The 15,239-nt window shown below is 65.3% G+C and carries 13 protein-coding genes and 1 pseudogene; 8 read left to right on the top strand and 6 right to left on the bottom strand.

The features are described from left to right. Positions 1–67: 67 nt before the first annotated feature. Positions 68–589, bottom strand: a complete 522-nt coding sequence (locus tag RS897_RS09850) for an SH3 domain-containing protein (RefSeq protein ID WP_315836380.1) — start codon at positions 587–589, stop codon at positions 68–70. A 338-nt stretch (positions 590–927) separates the two neighbouring features. Here RS897_RS09850 and RS897_RS09855 point away from each other — a divergent pair, with 338 nt between their 5' ends. Further along, positions 928–1,929 carry a 2-hydroxyacid dehydrogenase gene (locus tag RS897_RS09855; protein ID WP_315836381.1) on the top strand — a complete coding sequence of 334 codons (1,002 nt, stop codon included), beginning with the start codon at positions 928–930 and terminating at the stop codon, positions 1,927–1,929. A gap of 18 nt (positions 1,930–1,947) precedes the next feature. Here the strand turns inward: RS897_RS09855 and RS897_RS09860 are convergent, their stop codons facing one another. Further along, positions 1,948–2,874, bottom strand: a complete 927-nt coding sequence (locus tag RS897_RS09860) for a LysR family transcriptional regulator (RefSeq protein WP_315836382.1) — start codon at positions 2,872–2,874, stop codon at positions 1,948–1,950. Between the two features lie 158 nt (positions 2,875–3,032). On the opposite strand from RS897_RS09860, the gene RS897_RS09865 reads away from it, so the two are divergent. After that, entirely contained in the window at positions 3,033–4,028 is a 996-nt protein-coding gene (locus RS897_RS09865) for an aldo/keto reductase (protein WP_315836383.1), read from the top strand. Between the two features lie 40 nt (positions 4,029–4,068). Here the strand turns inward: RS897_RS09865 and RS897_RS09870 are convergent, their stop codons facing one another. Then, on the bottom strand, positions 4,069–5,613 hold the full coding sequence (locus RS897_RS09870) for an acid phosphatase (protein ID WP_315838575.1): 1,545 nt from the start codon (positions 5,611–5,613) through the stop codon (positions 4,069–4,071). A 148-nt stretch (positions 5,614–5,761) separates the two neighbouring features. Here RS897_RS09870 and RS897_RS09875 point away from each other — a divergent pair, with 148 nt between their 5' ends. Further along, complete coding sequence (locus RS897_RS09875) at positions 5,762–7,045, top strand: cytochrome-c peroxidase (RefSeq protein ID WP_315836384.1); 1,284 nt, start codon at positions 5,762–5,764, stop codon at positions 7,043–7,045. A gap of 6 nt (positions 7,046–7,051) precedes the next feature. On the opposite strand, the gene RS897_RS09880 is transcribed toward RS897_RS09875, so the two are convergent. Both RS897_RS09880 and RS897_RS09885 read right to left on the bottom strand, forming a co-directional pair. After that, the gene (locus tag RS897_RS09880; protein WP_315836385.1) at positions 7,052–7,264 is read right to left on the bottom strand and encodes a hypothetical protein; all 213 of its coding nucleotides are present in this window, start codon (positions 7,262–7,264) and stop codon (positions 7,052–7,054) included. A gap of 90 nt (positions 7,265–7,354) precedes the next feature. Beyond that, entirely contained in the window at positions 7,355–8,155 is an 801-nt protein-coding gene (locus tag RS897_RS09885) for a HesA/MoeB/ThiF family protein (protein ID WP_315836386.1), read from the bottom strand. Positions 8,156–8,267: 112 nt separating this feature from the next. Between RS897_RS09885 and RS897_RS09890 the strand changes: the two genes are divergently transcribed. Continuing rightward, entirely contained in the window at positions 8,268–9,689 is a 1,422-nt protein-coding gene (locus tag RS897_RS09890) for a serine protease (RefSeq protein WP_315836387.1), read from the top strand. Between the two features lie 183 nt (positions 9,690–9,872). Here RS897_RS09890 and mutM read toward each other — a convergent pair whose 3' ends face one another. Continuing rightward, entirely contained in the window at positions 9,873–10,754 is an 882-nt protein-coding gene (gene mutM, locus RS897_RS09895) for a bifunctional DNA-formamidopyrimidine glycosylase/DNA-(apurinic or apyrimidinic site) lyase (RefSeq protein WP_315836388.1), read from the bottom strand. A 177-nt stretch (positions 10,755–10,931) separates the two neighbouring features. On the opposite strand from mutM, the gene ubiE reads away from it, so the two are divergent. The 4 genes and pseudogenes from ubiE to dut form a co-directional block, all read left to right on the top strand. After that, entirely contained in the window at positions 10,932–11,693 is a 762-nt protein-coding gene (ubiE, locus tag RS897_RS09900) for a bifunctional demethylmenaquinone methyltransferase/2-methoxy-6-polyprenyl-1,4-benzoquinol methylase UbiE (RefSeq protein ID WP_315836389.1), read from the top strand. Further along, complete coding sequence (ubiB, locus tag RS897_RS09905) at positions 11,690–13,261, top strand: 2-polyprenylphenol 6-hydroxylase (RefSeq protein WP_315836390.1); 1,572 nt, start codon at positions 11,690–11,692, stop codon at positions 13,259–13,261. The genes ubiE and ubiB overlap by 4 nt, the downstream gene beginning before the upstream one ends. Positions 13,262–13,339: 78 nt before the next feature. After that, positions 13,340–14,776 (top strand): bifunctional phosphopantothenoylcysteine decarboxylase/phosphopantothenate--cysteine ligase CoaBC, encoded by a 1,437-nt coding sequence (gene coaBC, locus RS897_RS09910; protein ID WP_315836391.1) that lies wholly within the window; start codon positions 13,340–13,342, stop codon positions 14,774–14,776. Continuing rightward, positions 14,773–15,228, top strand: a pseudogene (dut, locus tag RS897_RS09915) (dUTP diphosphatase); the annotation flags it as partial. The gene coaBC and the pseudogene dut, both read left to right, overlap by 4 nt. Between the last annotated feature and the right edge of the window lie 11 nt (positions 15,229–15,239).

Consider the following 15,239-nt stretch of genomic DNA (forward strand, 5'->3'; position numbering starts at 1 on the left):
GAAGACCCGTTCCAGAATGCAAAAGGCCGCGCCCAGCGCGGCCTTTTTTGTTGTCCAGTCCAACGCGTTAATCGATCTTTTCGTCGGCGTAGACACCCCACAGCCGCTGCTGCTCGATCCAGCCATCGAATCCCGTGCCGGTGACACGGCACCAGCCTGCGGCGCAGCGCTTCACCGACGTGACCACACCGGATTGCAGCCGGGCGGCGACGGCGCTGGTCGGATCGGCGCGATCGTACAGCGGCGCAAGATCTTCCTTCGACTTCAGCGTCACCACCGCGGTGCGCTTGCCCGACAGCAGCGAATGGTAGACCCAGCCTTCCGCACCCTCGGAATCGCGCACCCGGCGCCAGTTCTCGAATTCCGCGGTGACCTCTACCGGCAATCCGGAGCGGGTGTAGACCCAGCTGACGTCATTGTCCTTGGTGGGACCGCCGCGCACATTGACGTGGTCGGATTTCAGACTGACGTAACGCGGCACCGGCAATCCGCTGACCGCGCCGGCGGCATCCTTCGCCGCAAAAGCGCCCTGCGCCCCGCAGCACAGCCCCGCGAACACCGCCCCAACCAAATAACGCTTGAACCCCATTGCCTTGATCCCCTGCCGAGATCGTCCTGACCTCGAACGGCCGGCGCATCCCCGTGCGGACAGCCTGACACCCCGAAAATTCCGCCGTAACGAGCCCGTTTTCCGGTTCCTGGCTGGGTTCTTGTCTTGGCCCGGCCTTCTGATAGAGAGGACCGAGCGTAAGACCCATCACAAGAGCCAGCGAGAGCTTGCGACCGGCGCGGAGCGGCAGTTTCGGACAGCCCGGTTAACGAGACCTCAATGTCCCGGCAGAAGCTTTGGGAAACGCAGGGCGTCAGCTACGCTTAGGTGGAAGTCGTCGCTTGTCTTTAGTTGTCTATGGCCGTGGAACACACACGATGACCGTCCGGAAAAAACCTCTTGTTGTCGTCACGCGAAAACTGCCGGACAGCATCGAAACGCGCATGCGCGAGCTGTTTGACGCGCGGCTCAATCTCGACGACCAGCCGATGACCCAGGAGCAGCTCGCCGACGCGGTCCGCACCGCCGACATCCTGGTGCCCACCGTATCCGACGACATCGACGAGGCGGTTCTCAACCAGCCCGAGCGCAAATTGAGGATGGTCGCGAACTTCGGCAATGGCGTCGACAATATCGACGTCACAGCGGCCCATAGCCTCGGCATCACCGTGACCAACACGCCGAAAGTTTTGACCGAAGACACCGCCGACATGACCATGGCGCTGATCCTCGCGGTGCCGCGCCGCCTCACCGAGGGCGCCACCATTCTCACCGAGGGCAAGGACTGGGCAGGCTGGTCGCCGACCTGGATGCTCGGCCACCGCATCGGCGGCAAGCGGCTCGGCATCATCGGCATGGGGCGGATCGGCCAGGCGGTGGCGCGCCGCGCCCACGCCTTCGGACTGCAGATCCACTATCACAACCGCCGCCCGGTCGCGCCGCAGATCGAGGAAGAGCTCGGCGCCACCTACTGGGAGAGCCTGGACCAGATGCTGGCGCGGATGGACATCATCTCGGTGAACTGTCCGCATACCCCGGCGACTTTCCACCTGCTCTCGGCGCGCCGGCTGAAGCTCGTGCGCAAGGACGCCTACATCGTCAACACCGCGCGCGGTGAGGTGATCGACGAAGACACCATGACCAAGCTGATCGAAACCGGCGACATCGCCGGCGCCGGTCTCGACGTGTTCGAGCACGAGCCCGCGGTCAGCCCGAAACTGGTGCGGCTGGCGCGCGCCGGCAAGGTGGTGTTGCTGCCGCACATGGGCTCGGCCACCATCGAGGGCCGCGTCGAGATGGGTGAAAAGGTGATCATCAACATCCGCACCTTCCTCGACGGCCACAAGCCGCCGGACCGCGTGCTGCCGAGCATGCTGTAACAAGCGTTCCGCAAGGAATCACACCGCCGGCGAACGCGCGCTCCTGCGCGAGTCCTTGCGCCATTCCTGCACGAACGCGATGAATGCCCTCAGCGCGGACGGCGGCTGCCGCCGGCTCGGGTAATACAGGAACGGCCCCGGAAACGGTTCGCACCAATCCTCCAGCACGCTGACCAGCGCACCGGTCGCGACCGCCTCGTGCACATAACCCTCGAAGGTCGAGAGAAATCCGACACCATCGAGCGCCGCCCGCAATTGCAATCCCGGGCTCAACGCAATCAATTTGCCCGTGGGCGTCAGCCTGATCACCCGGCCGGCCTTCTCGAACTCCCAGTCGGGCAGCGCGCCGGTTGGAAAGCGGGTCAGGATCCGGGGATGCGGCAGCAGATCCCTGGGATGTTTTGGCTGACCGCACGCTGCGACGACCGCGGGCGAGGCCACCACCGCATAACGCTGCGGCGGCCCGAGCGGCACCGCGATCATGTCCTGCGCGAGATGTTCGCCATAGCGGATGCCGGCGTCGAACCCCTCTTCCACGATATCGATCATCGCGGTCTCGGCGATAATCTCCAGCTCGACCTGCGGATGGCGCGCAAGGAACGGCGCGACCATGGGCGCGAGCACCAGATCGACGGCCGGCGGCGGCCCGTTGATCCGCAACCGGCCGGACGGCACGTCGCGCAGCCCCCTCAACTGCTCCAGCGCATCGCCGACATCCTGCATGATCGGACCGACCCGGCCGAGCAGCAGTTCACCGGCCTGCGTCAGCGCCACACTCCGCGTGGTGCGGTTCAGCAGGCGAAGGCCCAGCCGCTCCTCCATGGTTCGCAGCCGCTGGCTGAGGCTGGAGGCCGAGACGTTCAGCTCGAGCGCAGCGCGGCGGAAATTGCGAGTCCGCGCCACGGCCACGAAGGTTTCCAGATCGCGGAGGTCGAAGTCCCTCATTGTTCACTATTTTGAACAAGCTATTCATGATTGTCCAGCTTATCCCCGCAATGGGACTGCGCCATATCAGCGGGCGCAGGCGACGCGTCGCGCCGCTTCAGATCCCCGAGCCTGCTGCCGGACGCCACCCAGCACGCTCCCTGACCGGAGAAAGCACCATGAAACAGCACAAGCTCGGAGCCGCCGGCCCCAACGTTTCGCTCATCGGCCTCGGCTGCATGGGCATGTCCGGCTTGTACGGCCCCTCGGACCGCTCTGAGAGCATCGCCACCATCCATGCGGCGCTGGACACCGGCATCACCTTGCTCGACACCGGTGATTTCTATGGCATGGGCCACAATGAGCTTCTGATCAGCGAGGCGCTGAAGGGGCACAAGCACGACAACGCTCTGATCAGTGTCAAATTCGGCGCGCTGCGCGACCCCGCCGCCGGCTGGATCGGCTTCGACTCCCGGCCCGCCGCGATGAAGACCTTCCTCGCCTATTCGCTGCAACGGCTCGGCGTCGATCATATCGACGTCTACCGCCCGGCCCGGCTCGATCCGGCGGTGCCGATCGAAGAGACCGTCGGCGCCATCGCCGACATGGTCAAGGCCGGCTATGTCAGGCACATCGGCCTGTCGGAAGTCGGCGCCGACACCATTCGCAGGGCCCACAAGGTGCATCCGATCGTCGATCTCCAGATCGAGTATTCGCTGATCTCCCGCGGCATCGAGGCCGACATCCTGCCGACCTGCCGCGAGCTCGGCATCGCGGTGACCGCCTATGGCGTGCTGTCGCGCGGCCTGATCAGCGGCCACTGGTCGAAGGACGGCGGTCGCGAGAACGACTGGCGCGACCTGAACCCGCGTTTCCAGGGCGACAATCTCGATCACAATTTGGCGCTGGTGGAGCGGCTGCGCGCGATCGCCGGCAAACGTGGTGTCTCGGTGGCGCAGCTCGCGATCGCCTGGGTGCTGGCGCAGGGCAACGACATCATCCCGGTGATCGGCGCGCGGCGGCGCGACCGCCTGAACGAAGCGCTCGGCGCACTCGATGTCACGTTGTCGGCGGACGACCTCGCCGCACTCGCGAGTCTTGGTGCTGCTGCCGGCGGGCGTTATGCCGAGGCGCAGCTGGTGCACCTGGACAGCGAGAAGGGCGCGCGCGGCTGAGAGCGTTCAGCGCGAAGCACCTCAAGTCGTCGCCGGCCGTTTACGGCCGGGACGACAGCTCGAGGGCGCTGGTCAGATCCCCCAGCGGCGGCTGATTGAAGGACGCGGTCGCCTGATCCCGCACCGTGATGCCGCGCAAGGTGGGCAACTCGAACCGGCGGGTGATGAAACGCAGGATCGAGGTGGTGTCCATCGGCGTGTGATCGACAAAGCCGCGACGCGCGAAGGGCGAAACAATGATCGCTGGAATGCGGCTGCCCGGCCCCCAGCGATCACCTTTCGGTGGTGCCACATGATCCCAGATGCCGCCGTTCTCGTCGTAGGTCACCACCACCAGCATGTGCGGCCATTGCGGACTTTTCTCGAGATGCGCAATGAGGTCGGCGATGTGACGGTCGCCGGCCTCGATGTCGGCATAACCGGAATGCTCGTTGAGATTGCCCTGAGGCTTGTAGAAGGCCACTTGCGGCAGCGTGCCCGCATCGATCGCCTTGATGAATTCCACACCGCCGAGGCCGCCGTCGCGCAGGTGCTCGGCGCGAGCTGCGGTGCCCGGCGCGAAGTTGACATAGTAGTTCAGCGGCGAGTGATGGAATTGAAAATTGGGGGCCGGCGTCTTGTTGCCGTGGTCGAGCACATCCTGCCAGGCTCCGCTGTACCAGGCCCAGCTCACGCGCTTCAGGCTTAGAAGGTCGCCGATGGTCGGCTCGGTCTGCGGCGGCAGCGTGGTGGACTTCTTGGGGTCTGCGAGGGCCGGGTCGCCCTTCTCGGCCGGCGGATTGCCACTCGGCTGGTAAGGCGGCTGCATGGTGTTGACGGCATAGAAATCCGGCGTGAGGTTGCCGTCGCCGACGAACTTCGGAATCCCGTCCATCGCCGACTTGGGTGAGTTGGCCGCAAGCGTGAGCGTCACGCCATCCGGATCGACCACGGCAATGGAGGGCTTGGCCGGGTTCTTGTCGGCATCCGGATAGACCGGCGCACAGGCGCACACCAGCCATTGATGATTGAAGAACGAGCCGCCGAAGCCGCCCATGAAGAAGTTGTCGGCGAGGGTGTAGGTCTCGGCCACCTTCCACATCGCGGTGCGCGCGCCGTCCCACATGCCCATCACCATGGCGCCGGAGTCGGCATAGGCGACGAACATGTCGTTCCGGCCGCCATTGATCTGCATGATGTTCTGGTAATAACGATGCCAGAGATCGCGGTTCATGGTGCCGAGCGGCAGATTGAAGCCCTGCGGATCGTCGACGAAATAGGGCCGGTTGGGCAGATGCTCGGTCTGCGCCTCGGTCACCGGTGGCGTCACGCCCTTGGACGTCAACCCTTCCCAGACCGGCGGCAATTCCGCCAGCGGCGTCCCATCCCTGTCGCGCTGGATCAGCGCGGTGGGCGACGCATTCTGAAAACCGTTGGCGCCGGGAAAGCGTCCAAACAGATTATCGAAGCTGCGGTTTTCCGCATAGATCACGACAACCGTTTCGATCAGTTTCAGATTCTGCGCGGGAGCGTCATTGACGCCGGCGGCGCGAGCCGATCCCGCAAGCCCGGCGGCGAAAGCCAGCGCCGCAGCCGCAGCGACCATCTCCGGTCGCTTTCCGATCTTTCCCACGGTGCAATCCCTCCCCGGTGCGCGTTGCGCTGGTCCCGCTCTCGTGTTGTGCTCTTTTCCTCGGCGAAGTCACTTCTCTCGTGCGGCGATCGCCTGACCAAACGACGGACGAAAAGAAATCATGGAACGGCCCCGGCATGCAAGGGCAGGACTGTACGCGATCCTGATCGCTGTCACCGCACTGACTTATATTCACGCGGGCCGCGCAACATCGGAACCGACGCAGCGCGACACACCAGGCGTTTCCCAGGGCGGCGGGCTATCACGCGCGGATGTGCGGCGCCGGGTCGAGAAGCTGAGCGAACTCGGGCGCGCGATGTTCTTCGATCCCGCACTGTCCAGCTCGGGCAAGATGTCCTGCGCATCGTGTCACGACCCACAACATGGTTTCAGCCCCGCGAACGACATGGCGGTCCAGCGCGGCGGCAGCGACCTGCGTCAGGCGGGATTGCGCGCCGTCCCTACACTCACCTATCTCCAGGTGGTGCCGCCTTTCACGGAGCACTTCTTTGACTCCGAAGACGACGCCGACGAAAGCGTGGACAACGGTCCGACCGGCGGCTTGACGTGGGACGGGCGGGTCGACCGCGGCCGCGACCAGGCGAAGCTTCCTTTGCTCTCGCCGCTCGAGATGGGCAATGCCGATGCGGCGGAGGTCGCACGCCGGTTGCTGGCCGCCGGATATGGCGCGCCGATCGCCGAGGCGCTCGGCCGGCCGGATGTGCCCGATTCCGACACGCTGTTCGCGACGGCCACCAAAGCGCTGGAAGTGTTCCAGCAGGACCACCGCACATTCTATCCTTATAGCAGCAAATACGATGCATTCCTCGCCGGCAAAGCGACGCTGACGCCTCAGGAAGAGCGCGGGCTCGCCTTGTTCAACGATGAGGCCAAAGGCAATTGCGATTCCTGCCACATCAGCCGGCGCGGCAAGGACGGAACACCGCCGCAGTTCACCGATTTCGGCCTGATCGCACTCGGCGTGCCGCGCAATCCGGCGATCCCCGCCAACCGCGATCCAAGCTTCTTCGACCTCGGCCTGTGTGGTCCGTTGCGCACCGATTTTACCGACCGCATGGAGTATTGCGGCCGCTTTCGCACACCGACATTGCGCAATGTGGCGCTGCGCAAGGTGTTCTTCCATAACGGCGTGTTCGGCTCGCTGCGGCAGGCCGTGGAATTCTATGTCGATCGTGACATCAATCCGGGCCGCTGGTTCTCGCGCCGGGCGGACGGCAGCATCAATCTCTATGACGACTTACCTGATAACGCCAAGGTGAATGTCAACACCGAGCCGCCCTTCGACCGCCGCCCCGGTCAGGCTCCGGCGCTGAATGCAACGGAGATCGATGACATCGTCGTTTTCCTCGGCACGCTCACCGACGGGTATGCGCCACCGCCGTAGCGGTCTTCAGGTGCCGCGGGATCCCGCGGGGAGATCGACGATCTCGGCGATCGCATCGACGCCACGGCCCTGCGCCGTCGCGGCGCCGCTGTCGTGCACATTGAGCGTGGCCCCATTCGAGAATTGAAGCACCCATCCGTCGTCGCTGTCGTTGCGGCGGCGGTCCGTCAGCTCGATGCCTGCTGCTGAAATCTGCGCAATGGCTTTGTCGACATCCATGATGTTTTCACCCGGCGACAGAAGATCACCCCCGTCCATTAGCGATCCGCCGCGACGGGAAGTCAAGACAGACGCGACGGCGGACTTCTCTCAGCGATGTCCGCTCAAATCCCTGATGGTCGGATGATCGCCATTGAGCGGATTCGACGGATCGCGCTGATAACGCAGTGTCTCGAAGCGCATGGCGCGCGCGTCGATCATCACCAGACGCCCGACCAGGCCCTCGCCAAAGCCGACGATCTCGCGAAGCACTTCCAGCGCGGTCATCGAACCGACCATGCCGGCCAGCGCGCCGAGGATGCCGGCCTCCTCGCAGGTCGGCACCGTGCCCGGCGGTGGCGGATCAGGAAACAGGCAGCGATAGGTCGGATTCAATTGCCCGTCTGCATTGGTCTCATGCGCGCGAATGGTGGTCAGCGACGCATCGAACACCCCGAGCGCCGCGCTGATTAATGGCTTCTTCGCCAGATAACAGGCATCCGAGACGAGATAGCGGGTGGCGAAATTGTCCGAGCCATCGGCGATGATGTCGTAACCGCCGATCAGCTCCTGCACGTTGGCCGCCGTCATGCGTTTGGCGTGGGCGGTGAAGGTCACATGGGGATTGAGCGCGCGGATCTTGTCCGCGGCGCTGTCCACCTTCGGCCGGCCGACATCGGGGGTGAAATGGATGATCTGCCGCTGCAGGTTGGACAGCGACACGGTGTCGTCATCGACCACGCCGAGGGTGCCGACACCGGCCGCCGCCAGATACATCAGCGCCGGCGCACCGAGCCCGCCCGCGCCGATCACCAGCACCCGCGCCTTCTGCAAAGCCGCCTGTCCCGGACCGCCGACCTCGCGCAGCACGATATGGCGCGCATAACGCTCGAGTTCGTCCGCGCTCAACACCTCAGTGTTTTCCTTCCATCATCCGCTGAACCAGCGGTTACCTGTTGCCGACCAAGCAGATATGGTACTTCCAGCCTCCCTGCCAGCCCAAACAAGCCATGAAGGGCGCCTCATGCGTACGATGACCGCTGCAGCTCTGATCGTCACGCTCACCAGCGTCGCGGCCCTTGCGCAAACGCCCACCGCGGGCGCTCCGAGCGCGGCGAAGCCAGCAGCCCCGGCGCCGGCTGCCTCGACCGCCCCCAAGCCGGTGAAAACCACCACGGTCCGGCCGGACGGAACCAGCGTGCCGGCCCGCCCCACGACACAGACCCCCGTCGACACGGCCAACGCCATGGCGGCGCAGGAACGGCAGGCGATCCAGTCGGACCTCGCCTGGGTCGGCGCCTACAACGGCGCGATCAATGGCGAAGCCAGCGAACGCCTGATCACCGCGATCAAGACCTTCCAGAAGGACAACAGCGGCAAGACCACCGGCGTGCTCAATCCGCAGGAGCGGGCTGCGCTGGCCGCCGCCGCCAAGGCGCTGCAGGATGCTGCCGGCTGGAAAATCGGCCTCGATCCGGTCAACGGCATCAGGCTGGGATTGCCGACCAAACTCGCTCCGGTGCAAAGCGCCACCGCCGCCGGCACCAAATGGTCATCGGCGCAGGGCCAGATCCAGATCGAGACCTGGCGCAACAAGGACACCAACCTGACCATTGCGGCGATGGCGGACAGCGAAAAGAAGGAGCCCGCCGGTCGCCGGATCGACTACAGCGTGGTGAAGCCGGACTTCTTCGTGCTGTCCGGCCTGCAGGGGCTGAAGAAATTTTATGTCCGCGGCCAGATCAAGGGCAGCGAAGTGCGCGGCATCACCATCCTGTACGATCAGGCCACCGAAGGCAGCATGGCGCCGGTGGTGATCGCGATGTCGAGCGCGTTCGCGCCGTTCAGCGGCAGCGAGATCGCGCTGACCGTGGCGCCCCCGCCGCGCAAGAAGGTCGAATACGCCACCGGCATCGTGGTCAGCAAGGATGGCGGCATCGTCACCGACCGCAATGCCGTCGATGGTTGCGAGACCATCGTGATCCCCGGCCGCGGCAACGCCGATCGTCTTCGCGACGATCAGGCCCGCGAACTGGCGCTGCTGCGCGTCTATGGCAGCACGGACTGGAAGCCGGTCGGCTTCGGCGGCGCCTGGAAATCGGAGGTGACCGTGACCGGCATCGCCGATCCGCAAAATCAAGGCGGCGGCGGCACCATCAGCAGCATGGCAGCGCATCTCACCTCGAACGGCGGCGACGTGAAGCTCGCGCCCGCGCCCGGCGTCGGTTTCTCCGGCGCGGCGGTCACTGACGCCGATGGCAAATTCGCCGGCCTCGCGCTGCTGAAATCGGCGGTGGTGGCCGGACCCACGCCCGTGCCAGCCCAGGCCGCGCTGGTGCCCGCGGAGATCGTGCGAACGTTTCTGACTGCGGCGAAGGTGACCGTGGCAGCGGGACTGTCCGACGCCAAGGCGTCGGTCGTCCGTGTGATCTGCATCAGGAAATAGAATCTTCGGGGCGGATTCCGTCGTTTCACCTCATGGTGAGGAGGCGCTCTTGCGCCGTCTCGAACCATGAGGCCGATGGCTCGCCATTTACTCACCATGCCCGGGCCTCGTCCTTCGAGACGCAGGCTTCGCCTGCTCCTCAGGATGAGGAGTCAGGTCGAGAATAACGCGGCAAGATTGGCTCTACTTCTGGCACACCGGGCACCAGAACGTGGAGCGGCCGTTCTGCGTGAAACGCTTGACGGTGCCCTTGCATCCCCTGGTCTGGCATTTCTCGTCTTCGCGATCGTAGACGCGAAACGAATGCTGGAAATAGCCGAGTTCACCCGAGGTCTGGCGATGATCGCGCAAGGACGAGCCGCCGGCCTCGATGGCCTGGTTGAGCACGGTGTGAATGGCATCCACCAGCCGCTTGGCGTGATCGGATGGCGCGCCGTTGCGCAGCGCCAGCGTCGAGGCCTGTCGTTTCGGCGACAGATGCGAACGGAACAGCGCTTCGCAGACATAGATGTTGCCGAGCCCCGCCACCACGCGCTGATCGAGCAGCGCCGCCTTCAGGCTGGTCTTCTTGCCGACACAACCGGCGGCGAGCAGCGCTGCGTCGAACGAATTGCTCAGCGGCTCGGGGCCGAGCCCGCGCAGGAACGGCTCCTCCTCCATCTCGCTGTGGCGGATAATCTTCATGTAACCAAAGCGGCGCGGATCGTTGAACGAGACGATCGCGCCCGATGCCATGTGGAAGATCACATGATCGTGCGCGCGATCCTCGCTGCGCGGGCGATGAAAAACACCGGGCGCCTTCGCCGAGGCATGCTGCACGATCCGGAACGAGCCGGACATGCCCAGATGCATCAAGAGCACGTCGCCGGAGGACAGATCGGCCATCAGGTACTTTGCGCGCCGTCCCAGCCCGACAATGGTCTGGCCCTCCAGCCGCGCGACAAAATCCTTCTGGAACGGGAATCGGAGATCGCCGCGCCGGGCTTCGACCCGCGTTATCCGATCTCCTTCCATGACAGGCTGCAATCCACGGCGGACGGTTTCGACTTCGGGTAATTCAGGCATGCGGCGATCGATTTATGAATGACGGTTGCGGCTGAGATGTGCGCTGATTTAGCCCTTGAACCGGCTCGCGGGATTCACCATACGACACGTGTCAAGGTGGGGTGGAGCGTTAACGATCCCTGCTTGTAGCGCGGGCCGACGCGCCGCGCTATGGTCCCGCCGCGGAGAGAGTATGTGATGGATCGAAGCGACGAAACCACCCATTTCGGCTACCGGGACGTGCCGCTGGGCGAGAAGCAGACGCTGGTGAACGACGTGTTTCACAGCGTGGCCTCGCGCTACGACCTGATGAACGATCTGATGTCGGCGGGCCTGCACCGGCTCTGGAAGGACGCGATGATTACCGCGCTCAATCCGCCGCGCGGCGACCAGCCATTCGCACTGCTCGATGTCGCCGGCGGCACCGGCGATATTTCGTTTCGCGCAGCCAAGGCGTCTGGTTTCGGCTTTCAGGCCACTGTCTGCGACATCAACACCGACATGCTGGAGGTCGGCCGCGACCGCGCCGTCAAACGGCAGCTCGACGATCGGGTGACGTTCGTCGAAGGCAATGCCGAAGCACTGAGCTTCGCGGACCGCAGCTTCGACGCCTACACCATCGCGTTCGGCATCCGCAACGTGCCGCGCATCGACGCGGCGTTACGCGAGGCGTTTCGCGTGCTGCGCCCCGGCTCGCGTTTTCTCTGCCTGGAATTTTCCGCAGCCGACCTGCCCGGGCTGGACCGAATCTACGACATGTATTCGTTCAATGTCATCCCGGCGATCGGGCGCGCGGTGACCGGCGACGCCGAATCCTATCGTTATCTGGTGGAATCGATCCGGCAGTTTCCAAAGCCAAATGCCTTTGCCGAGATGATCCGCGACGCCGGCTTCTCACGCGTCAGCCATCAGGCGATGTCCGGCGGCATTGTCGCGCTGCATTCGGGCTGGCGTTTGTGATTTCGGCGATCCCCCATGTCCTGCGCCTGACCCGCGCAGCGTATGTCGTTGCCCGCGAGGGCACCTTCGCCGTGGTCGATCCGGAGCCATTGCCGGCGCCGCTGCGTTTCATGCTGCGGGTGGCGCGGCTGATCGAGCGCCGCGACGCCAAATCCGGCCCGCGGCTGGCGCGGGCGCTGACCCGGCTGGGGCCGACCTATGTCAAGCTTGGCCAGGTGCTGGCGACGCGCCCCGATGTGGTCGGCGTCAAGATGGCGCGCGACCTGGAGCGGCTGCAGGACAAGCTGCCGGCATTCTCCCAGGCAGAAGCCGAGGCGGTTGTCGCCGCATCGCTGGAACGCCCGCTCGCACAGGCGTTTGCCGTGTTCGGCCCGTCGGTGGCCGCGGCCTCGATCGCGCAAGTGCATCGCGCCGAGATCGATAAAGATGGCGTGCGCCAACTGCCGGTCGCGGTGAAAGTGCTGCGGCCCGGTATCGCCGATCGTTTCCGCCGTGATACCAGCTCGCTGATGTTCGCCGCGCGCACCGCGGAGCGGCTCTCGTCGGAAGCTCGGCGGCTGCGCAGCATCGAGATCGTCGAGACGCTGGCGCGCTCGGTGGCGATGGAGATGGATCTCCGCCTCGAGGCGGCTGCGCTGTCGGAGATGACGGAAAACACCCGCGACGATACGGATTTCCGCATCCCCACCGTGGACTGGGACCGTACCAGCCATCACGTGCTCACCATGGAATGGATCGACGGCATTCCGCTGAGCGATCGTCCCAGGCTGGAAGCGGCCGGCGTCGATCTGCCGGATCTCGGCCGCAAGGTGATCCAGAGCTTCCTGCAGCATGCGCTGCGTGATGGCTTTTTTCATGCCGACATGCACCCGGGCAATTTGTTCGTCGACAGCGACGGCCGGCTGGTGGCGGTGGATTTCGGCATCATGGGCCGGCTCGGCATGAAGGAACGGCGCTTCCTCGCCGAGATCCTGCTCGGCTTCATCACCCGCGACTATCATCGCGTCGCCGAGGTGCATTTCGAGGCGGGCTATGTGCCCGCGCACCATTCGATCGACAATTTCGCGCAAGCCATCCGCGCCATCGGCGAACCGATCCACAATCGCCGCGCCGATGAAATCTCGATGGCGCGGCTGTTGACCCTGCTGCTCGAGGTCACCGCCCTGTTCGACATGCGGACGCGGCCGGAATTGATCCTGCTGCAAAAGACCATGGTGGTGGTCGAGGGCGTCGCCCGCTCGTTCAACCCGCGGCTCGACATTTGGAAAACCGCCGATCCGGTGGTGCGGGCCTGGATCGAACGCAATCTCGGCCCGATGGGCCGGATCGAGGGTGTCGCAAGCGGCGCCGGCCAGATCGGCAAGCTCTTGTCCGGGCTGCCCGTCATTGCCGGCCGCGCGGTGGCGGCGCTGGAGCAGGTCGAGGCCATGACCCGGGAGGGCCTGGTGCTGGCGCCCGCGACTGTCGAGGCCATCGGCCGGGCCGAAGCGCGGCAGAACCGCTGGCAGACCCGGGCGCTCTGGGTGATCGCCCTGACGTTCCTGGCTATTCTCTGGAAAATTAGCTGATATGATATCATTGCAATCAAATATTGATGGCATTGATATCATTTGCTAGCGTCGGCCATCCCCATCGAGGCGACGGATATGGCCAGTCTGACGGTTCGCAAGCTCGACGAAGCCCTGAAGGCCGAACTGCGGCTGCGGGCAGCCCGCAACGGCCGCTCGGTGGAAGACGAGGTCCGGGTCATCCTGCGCGATGCCGCCTTCGACCAGCCCACCGCCGGCGCTGGCCTGCCGGAGGCCGATCCATCCCCGTCGGAGAGCCATCCAGCCGCGCCCCTCGCCTCCGCTGCCGGACGGCGGGTGACCCTGATCATCGGCGGCGGCATCGCCGCCTTCAAGTCGCTCGACCTGATCCGCCGGCTCAAGGAGCAGAAGCTGCAGGTGCGCTGCGTGCTGACATCAGCCGCGCAGCAGTTCATCACACCTCTAAGTGTCAGTGCCCTGGCGCACGAGCCCTGCTACACCGACTTGTTCGATCCGCGCAGCGAGTTCGATGCCGGGCACATCCGCCTTGCCCGCGACTGCGATCTGATCGTGGTGGCGCCGGCGACCGCGGACCTGATGGCGAAGATGGCGAACGGCCATGCCGACGACCTCGCCACCGCCATTCTGCTCGCCACCCATCGTCCGATCCTGCTGGCGCCGGCAATGAACCCGCTGATGTGGAGCAACCCCGCCACCCGGCGCAATGTGACCCAGCTCACCCGCGACGGCGTGTTTCTGATCGGCCCCAATTCCGGCGAGATGGCCGAAGCCGGCGAGGCCGGCACCGGCCGGATGTCCGAACCGCTGCAGATCGCCGCTGCCGCGCTGGACGTGATACGTCCTCCGGCAAAGGACCTGCCGCTGCACGGCAAGCACGTCCTGGTCACCGCGGGGCCCACCCACGAGCCGATTGATCCGGTGCGTTATATCGCCAACCGCTCCTCCGGCAAGCAGGGCTTCGCCATTGCGGCGGCCGCCGCTGCGGCCGGCGCCGACGTCACGCTGGTGTCCGGCCCGGTGAACCTGGCCGATCCGGCCGGCGTCACCGTGAAGCGCGTGGAATCCGCGCGCGACATGCTGGCCCAGGTGCAGGCGACGCTGCCGGTCGATGTCGCAATCTTCGCTGCGGCCGTCGCCGACTGGCGCGTGGCCAATGCCGGCGAGCAGAAGATCAAGAAAACCGCAGGCGGCCTGCCATCGCTGACATTCGCGGAAAACCCGGACATCCTGGCGACGGTCTCGAAGCTTGCGACCAATCGCCCGCCGCTGGTGATCGGCTTTGCCGCGGAAACCGAACACCTGATCGACAACGCCCGCGCCAAACTCAAGCGCAAGGGCTGCGACTGGCTGGTGGCCAACGACGTGTCGCCCGCATCCGGCGTGATGGGCGGCGACCGCAACACCATTCATCTTTTAACCCGCGAAACCGTCGACTCCGGCGCTGTCGAAACCTGGCCGGTGATGAGCAAAGGCGAAGTCGCGACAACATTGGTCGCGCGGATCGCCGAATCAATTGGAGACACCACGCAATGACCTCGCCCATCAGCATCGACGTCCAGCAGCTGCCGCATGGCCAGGATCTCCCGCTGCCCACCTACCAGACCGCACATGCGGCCGGCCTCGACCTGCTCGCCGCGGTTCCCGCGGATGCGCCGGTGGTGCTTGCACCGGGACAGCGCGCGCTGATTCCCACCGGACTCGCCGTTGCGCTGCCACCCGGATTCGAAGCACAGGTGCGGCCGCGCTCTGGCCTCGCCGTCAAGCACGGCATCACGGTGCTGAATTCGCCGGGCACCATCGACGCCGACTACCGCGGCGAGATCGGCGTGCCGCTGATCAATCATGGCGACGTTCCCTTCACCGTGCGCCGTGGTGAACGCATCGCCCAGATGATCGTCGCACCGGTGGTGCAAGCGGCATGGGTGCCCGTGACCTCGCTGTCGTCGACCGAGCGCGGCAGCGGCGGATTCGGGTCCACCGGACGGTCGTCAATGAC

Source organism: Bradyrhizobium prioriisuperbiae (assembly GCF_032397745.1).
Taxonomy (GTDB): Bacteria; Pseudomonadota; Alphaproteobacteria; order Rhizobiales; family Xanthobacteraceae; genus Bradyrhizobium_A; species Bradyrhizobium_A prioriisuperbiae.

Coding starts and splice junctions, on each gene's coding strand:
- RS897_RS09850 (WP_315836380.1), bottom strand. CDS start 589: ATGGGGTTCAAGCGTTATTTGGTTGGGGCGGTGTTCGCGGGGCTGTGC.
- RS897_RS09855 (WP_315836381.1), top strand. CDS start 928: ATGACCGTCCGGAAAAAACCTCTTGTTGTCGTCACGCGAAAACTGCCG.
- RS897_RS09860 (WP_315836382.1), bottom strand. CDS start 2,874: ATGAGGGACTTCGACCTCCGCGATCTGGAAACCTTCGTGGCCGTGGCG.
- RS897_RS09865 (WP_315836383.1), top strand. CDS start 3,033: ATGAAACAGCACAAGCTCGGAGCCGCCGGCCCCAACGTTTCGCTCATC.
- RS897_RS09870 (WP_315838575.1), bottom strand. CDS start 5,613: ATGGTCGCTGCGGCTGCGGCGCTGGCTTTCGCCGCCGGGCTTGCGGGA.
- RS897_RS09875 (WP_315836384.1), top strand. CDS start 5,762: ATGGAACGGCCCCGGCATGCAAGGGCAGGACTGTACGCGATCCTGATC.
- RS897_RS09880 (WP_315836385.1), bottom strand. CDS start 7,264: ATGGATGTCGACAAAGCCATTGCGCAGATTTCAGCAGCAGGCATCGAG.
- RS897_RS09890 (WP_315836387.1), top strand. CDS start 8,268: ATGCGTACGATGACCGCTGCAGCTCTGATCGTCACGCTCACCAGCGTC.
- mutM (WP_315836388.1), bottom strand. CDS start 10,754: ATGCCTGAATTACCCGAAGTCGAAACCGTCCGCCGTGGATTGCAGCCT.
- ubiE (WP_315836389.1), top strand. CDS start 10,932: ATGGATCGAAGCGACGAAACCACCCATTTCGGCTACCGGGACGTGCCG.
- coaBC (WP_315836391.1), top strand. CDS start 13,340: ATGGCCAGTCTGACGGTTCGCAAGCTCGACGAAGCCCTGAAGGCCGAA.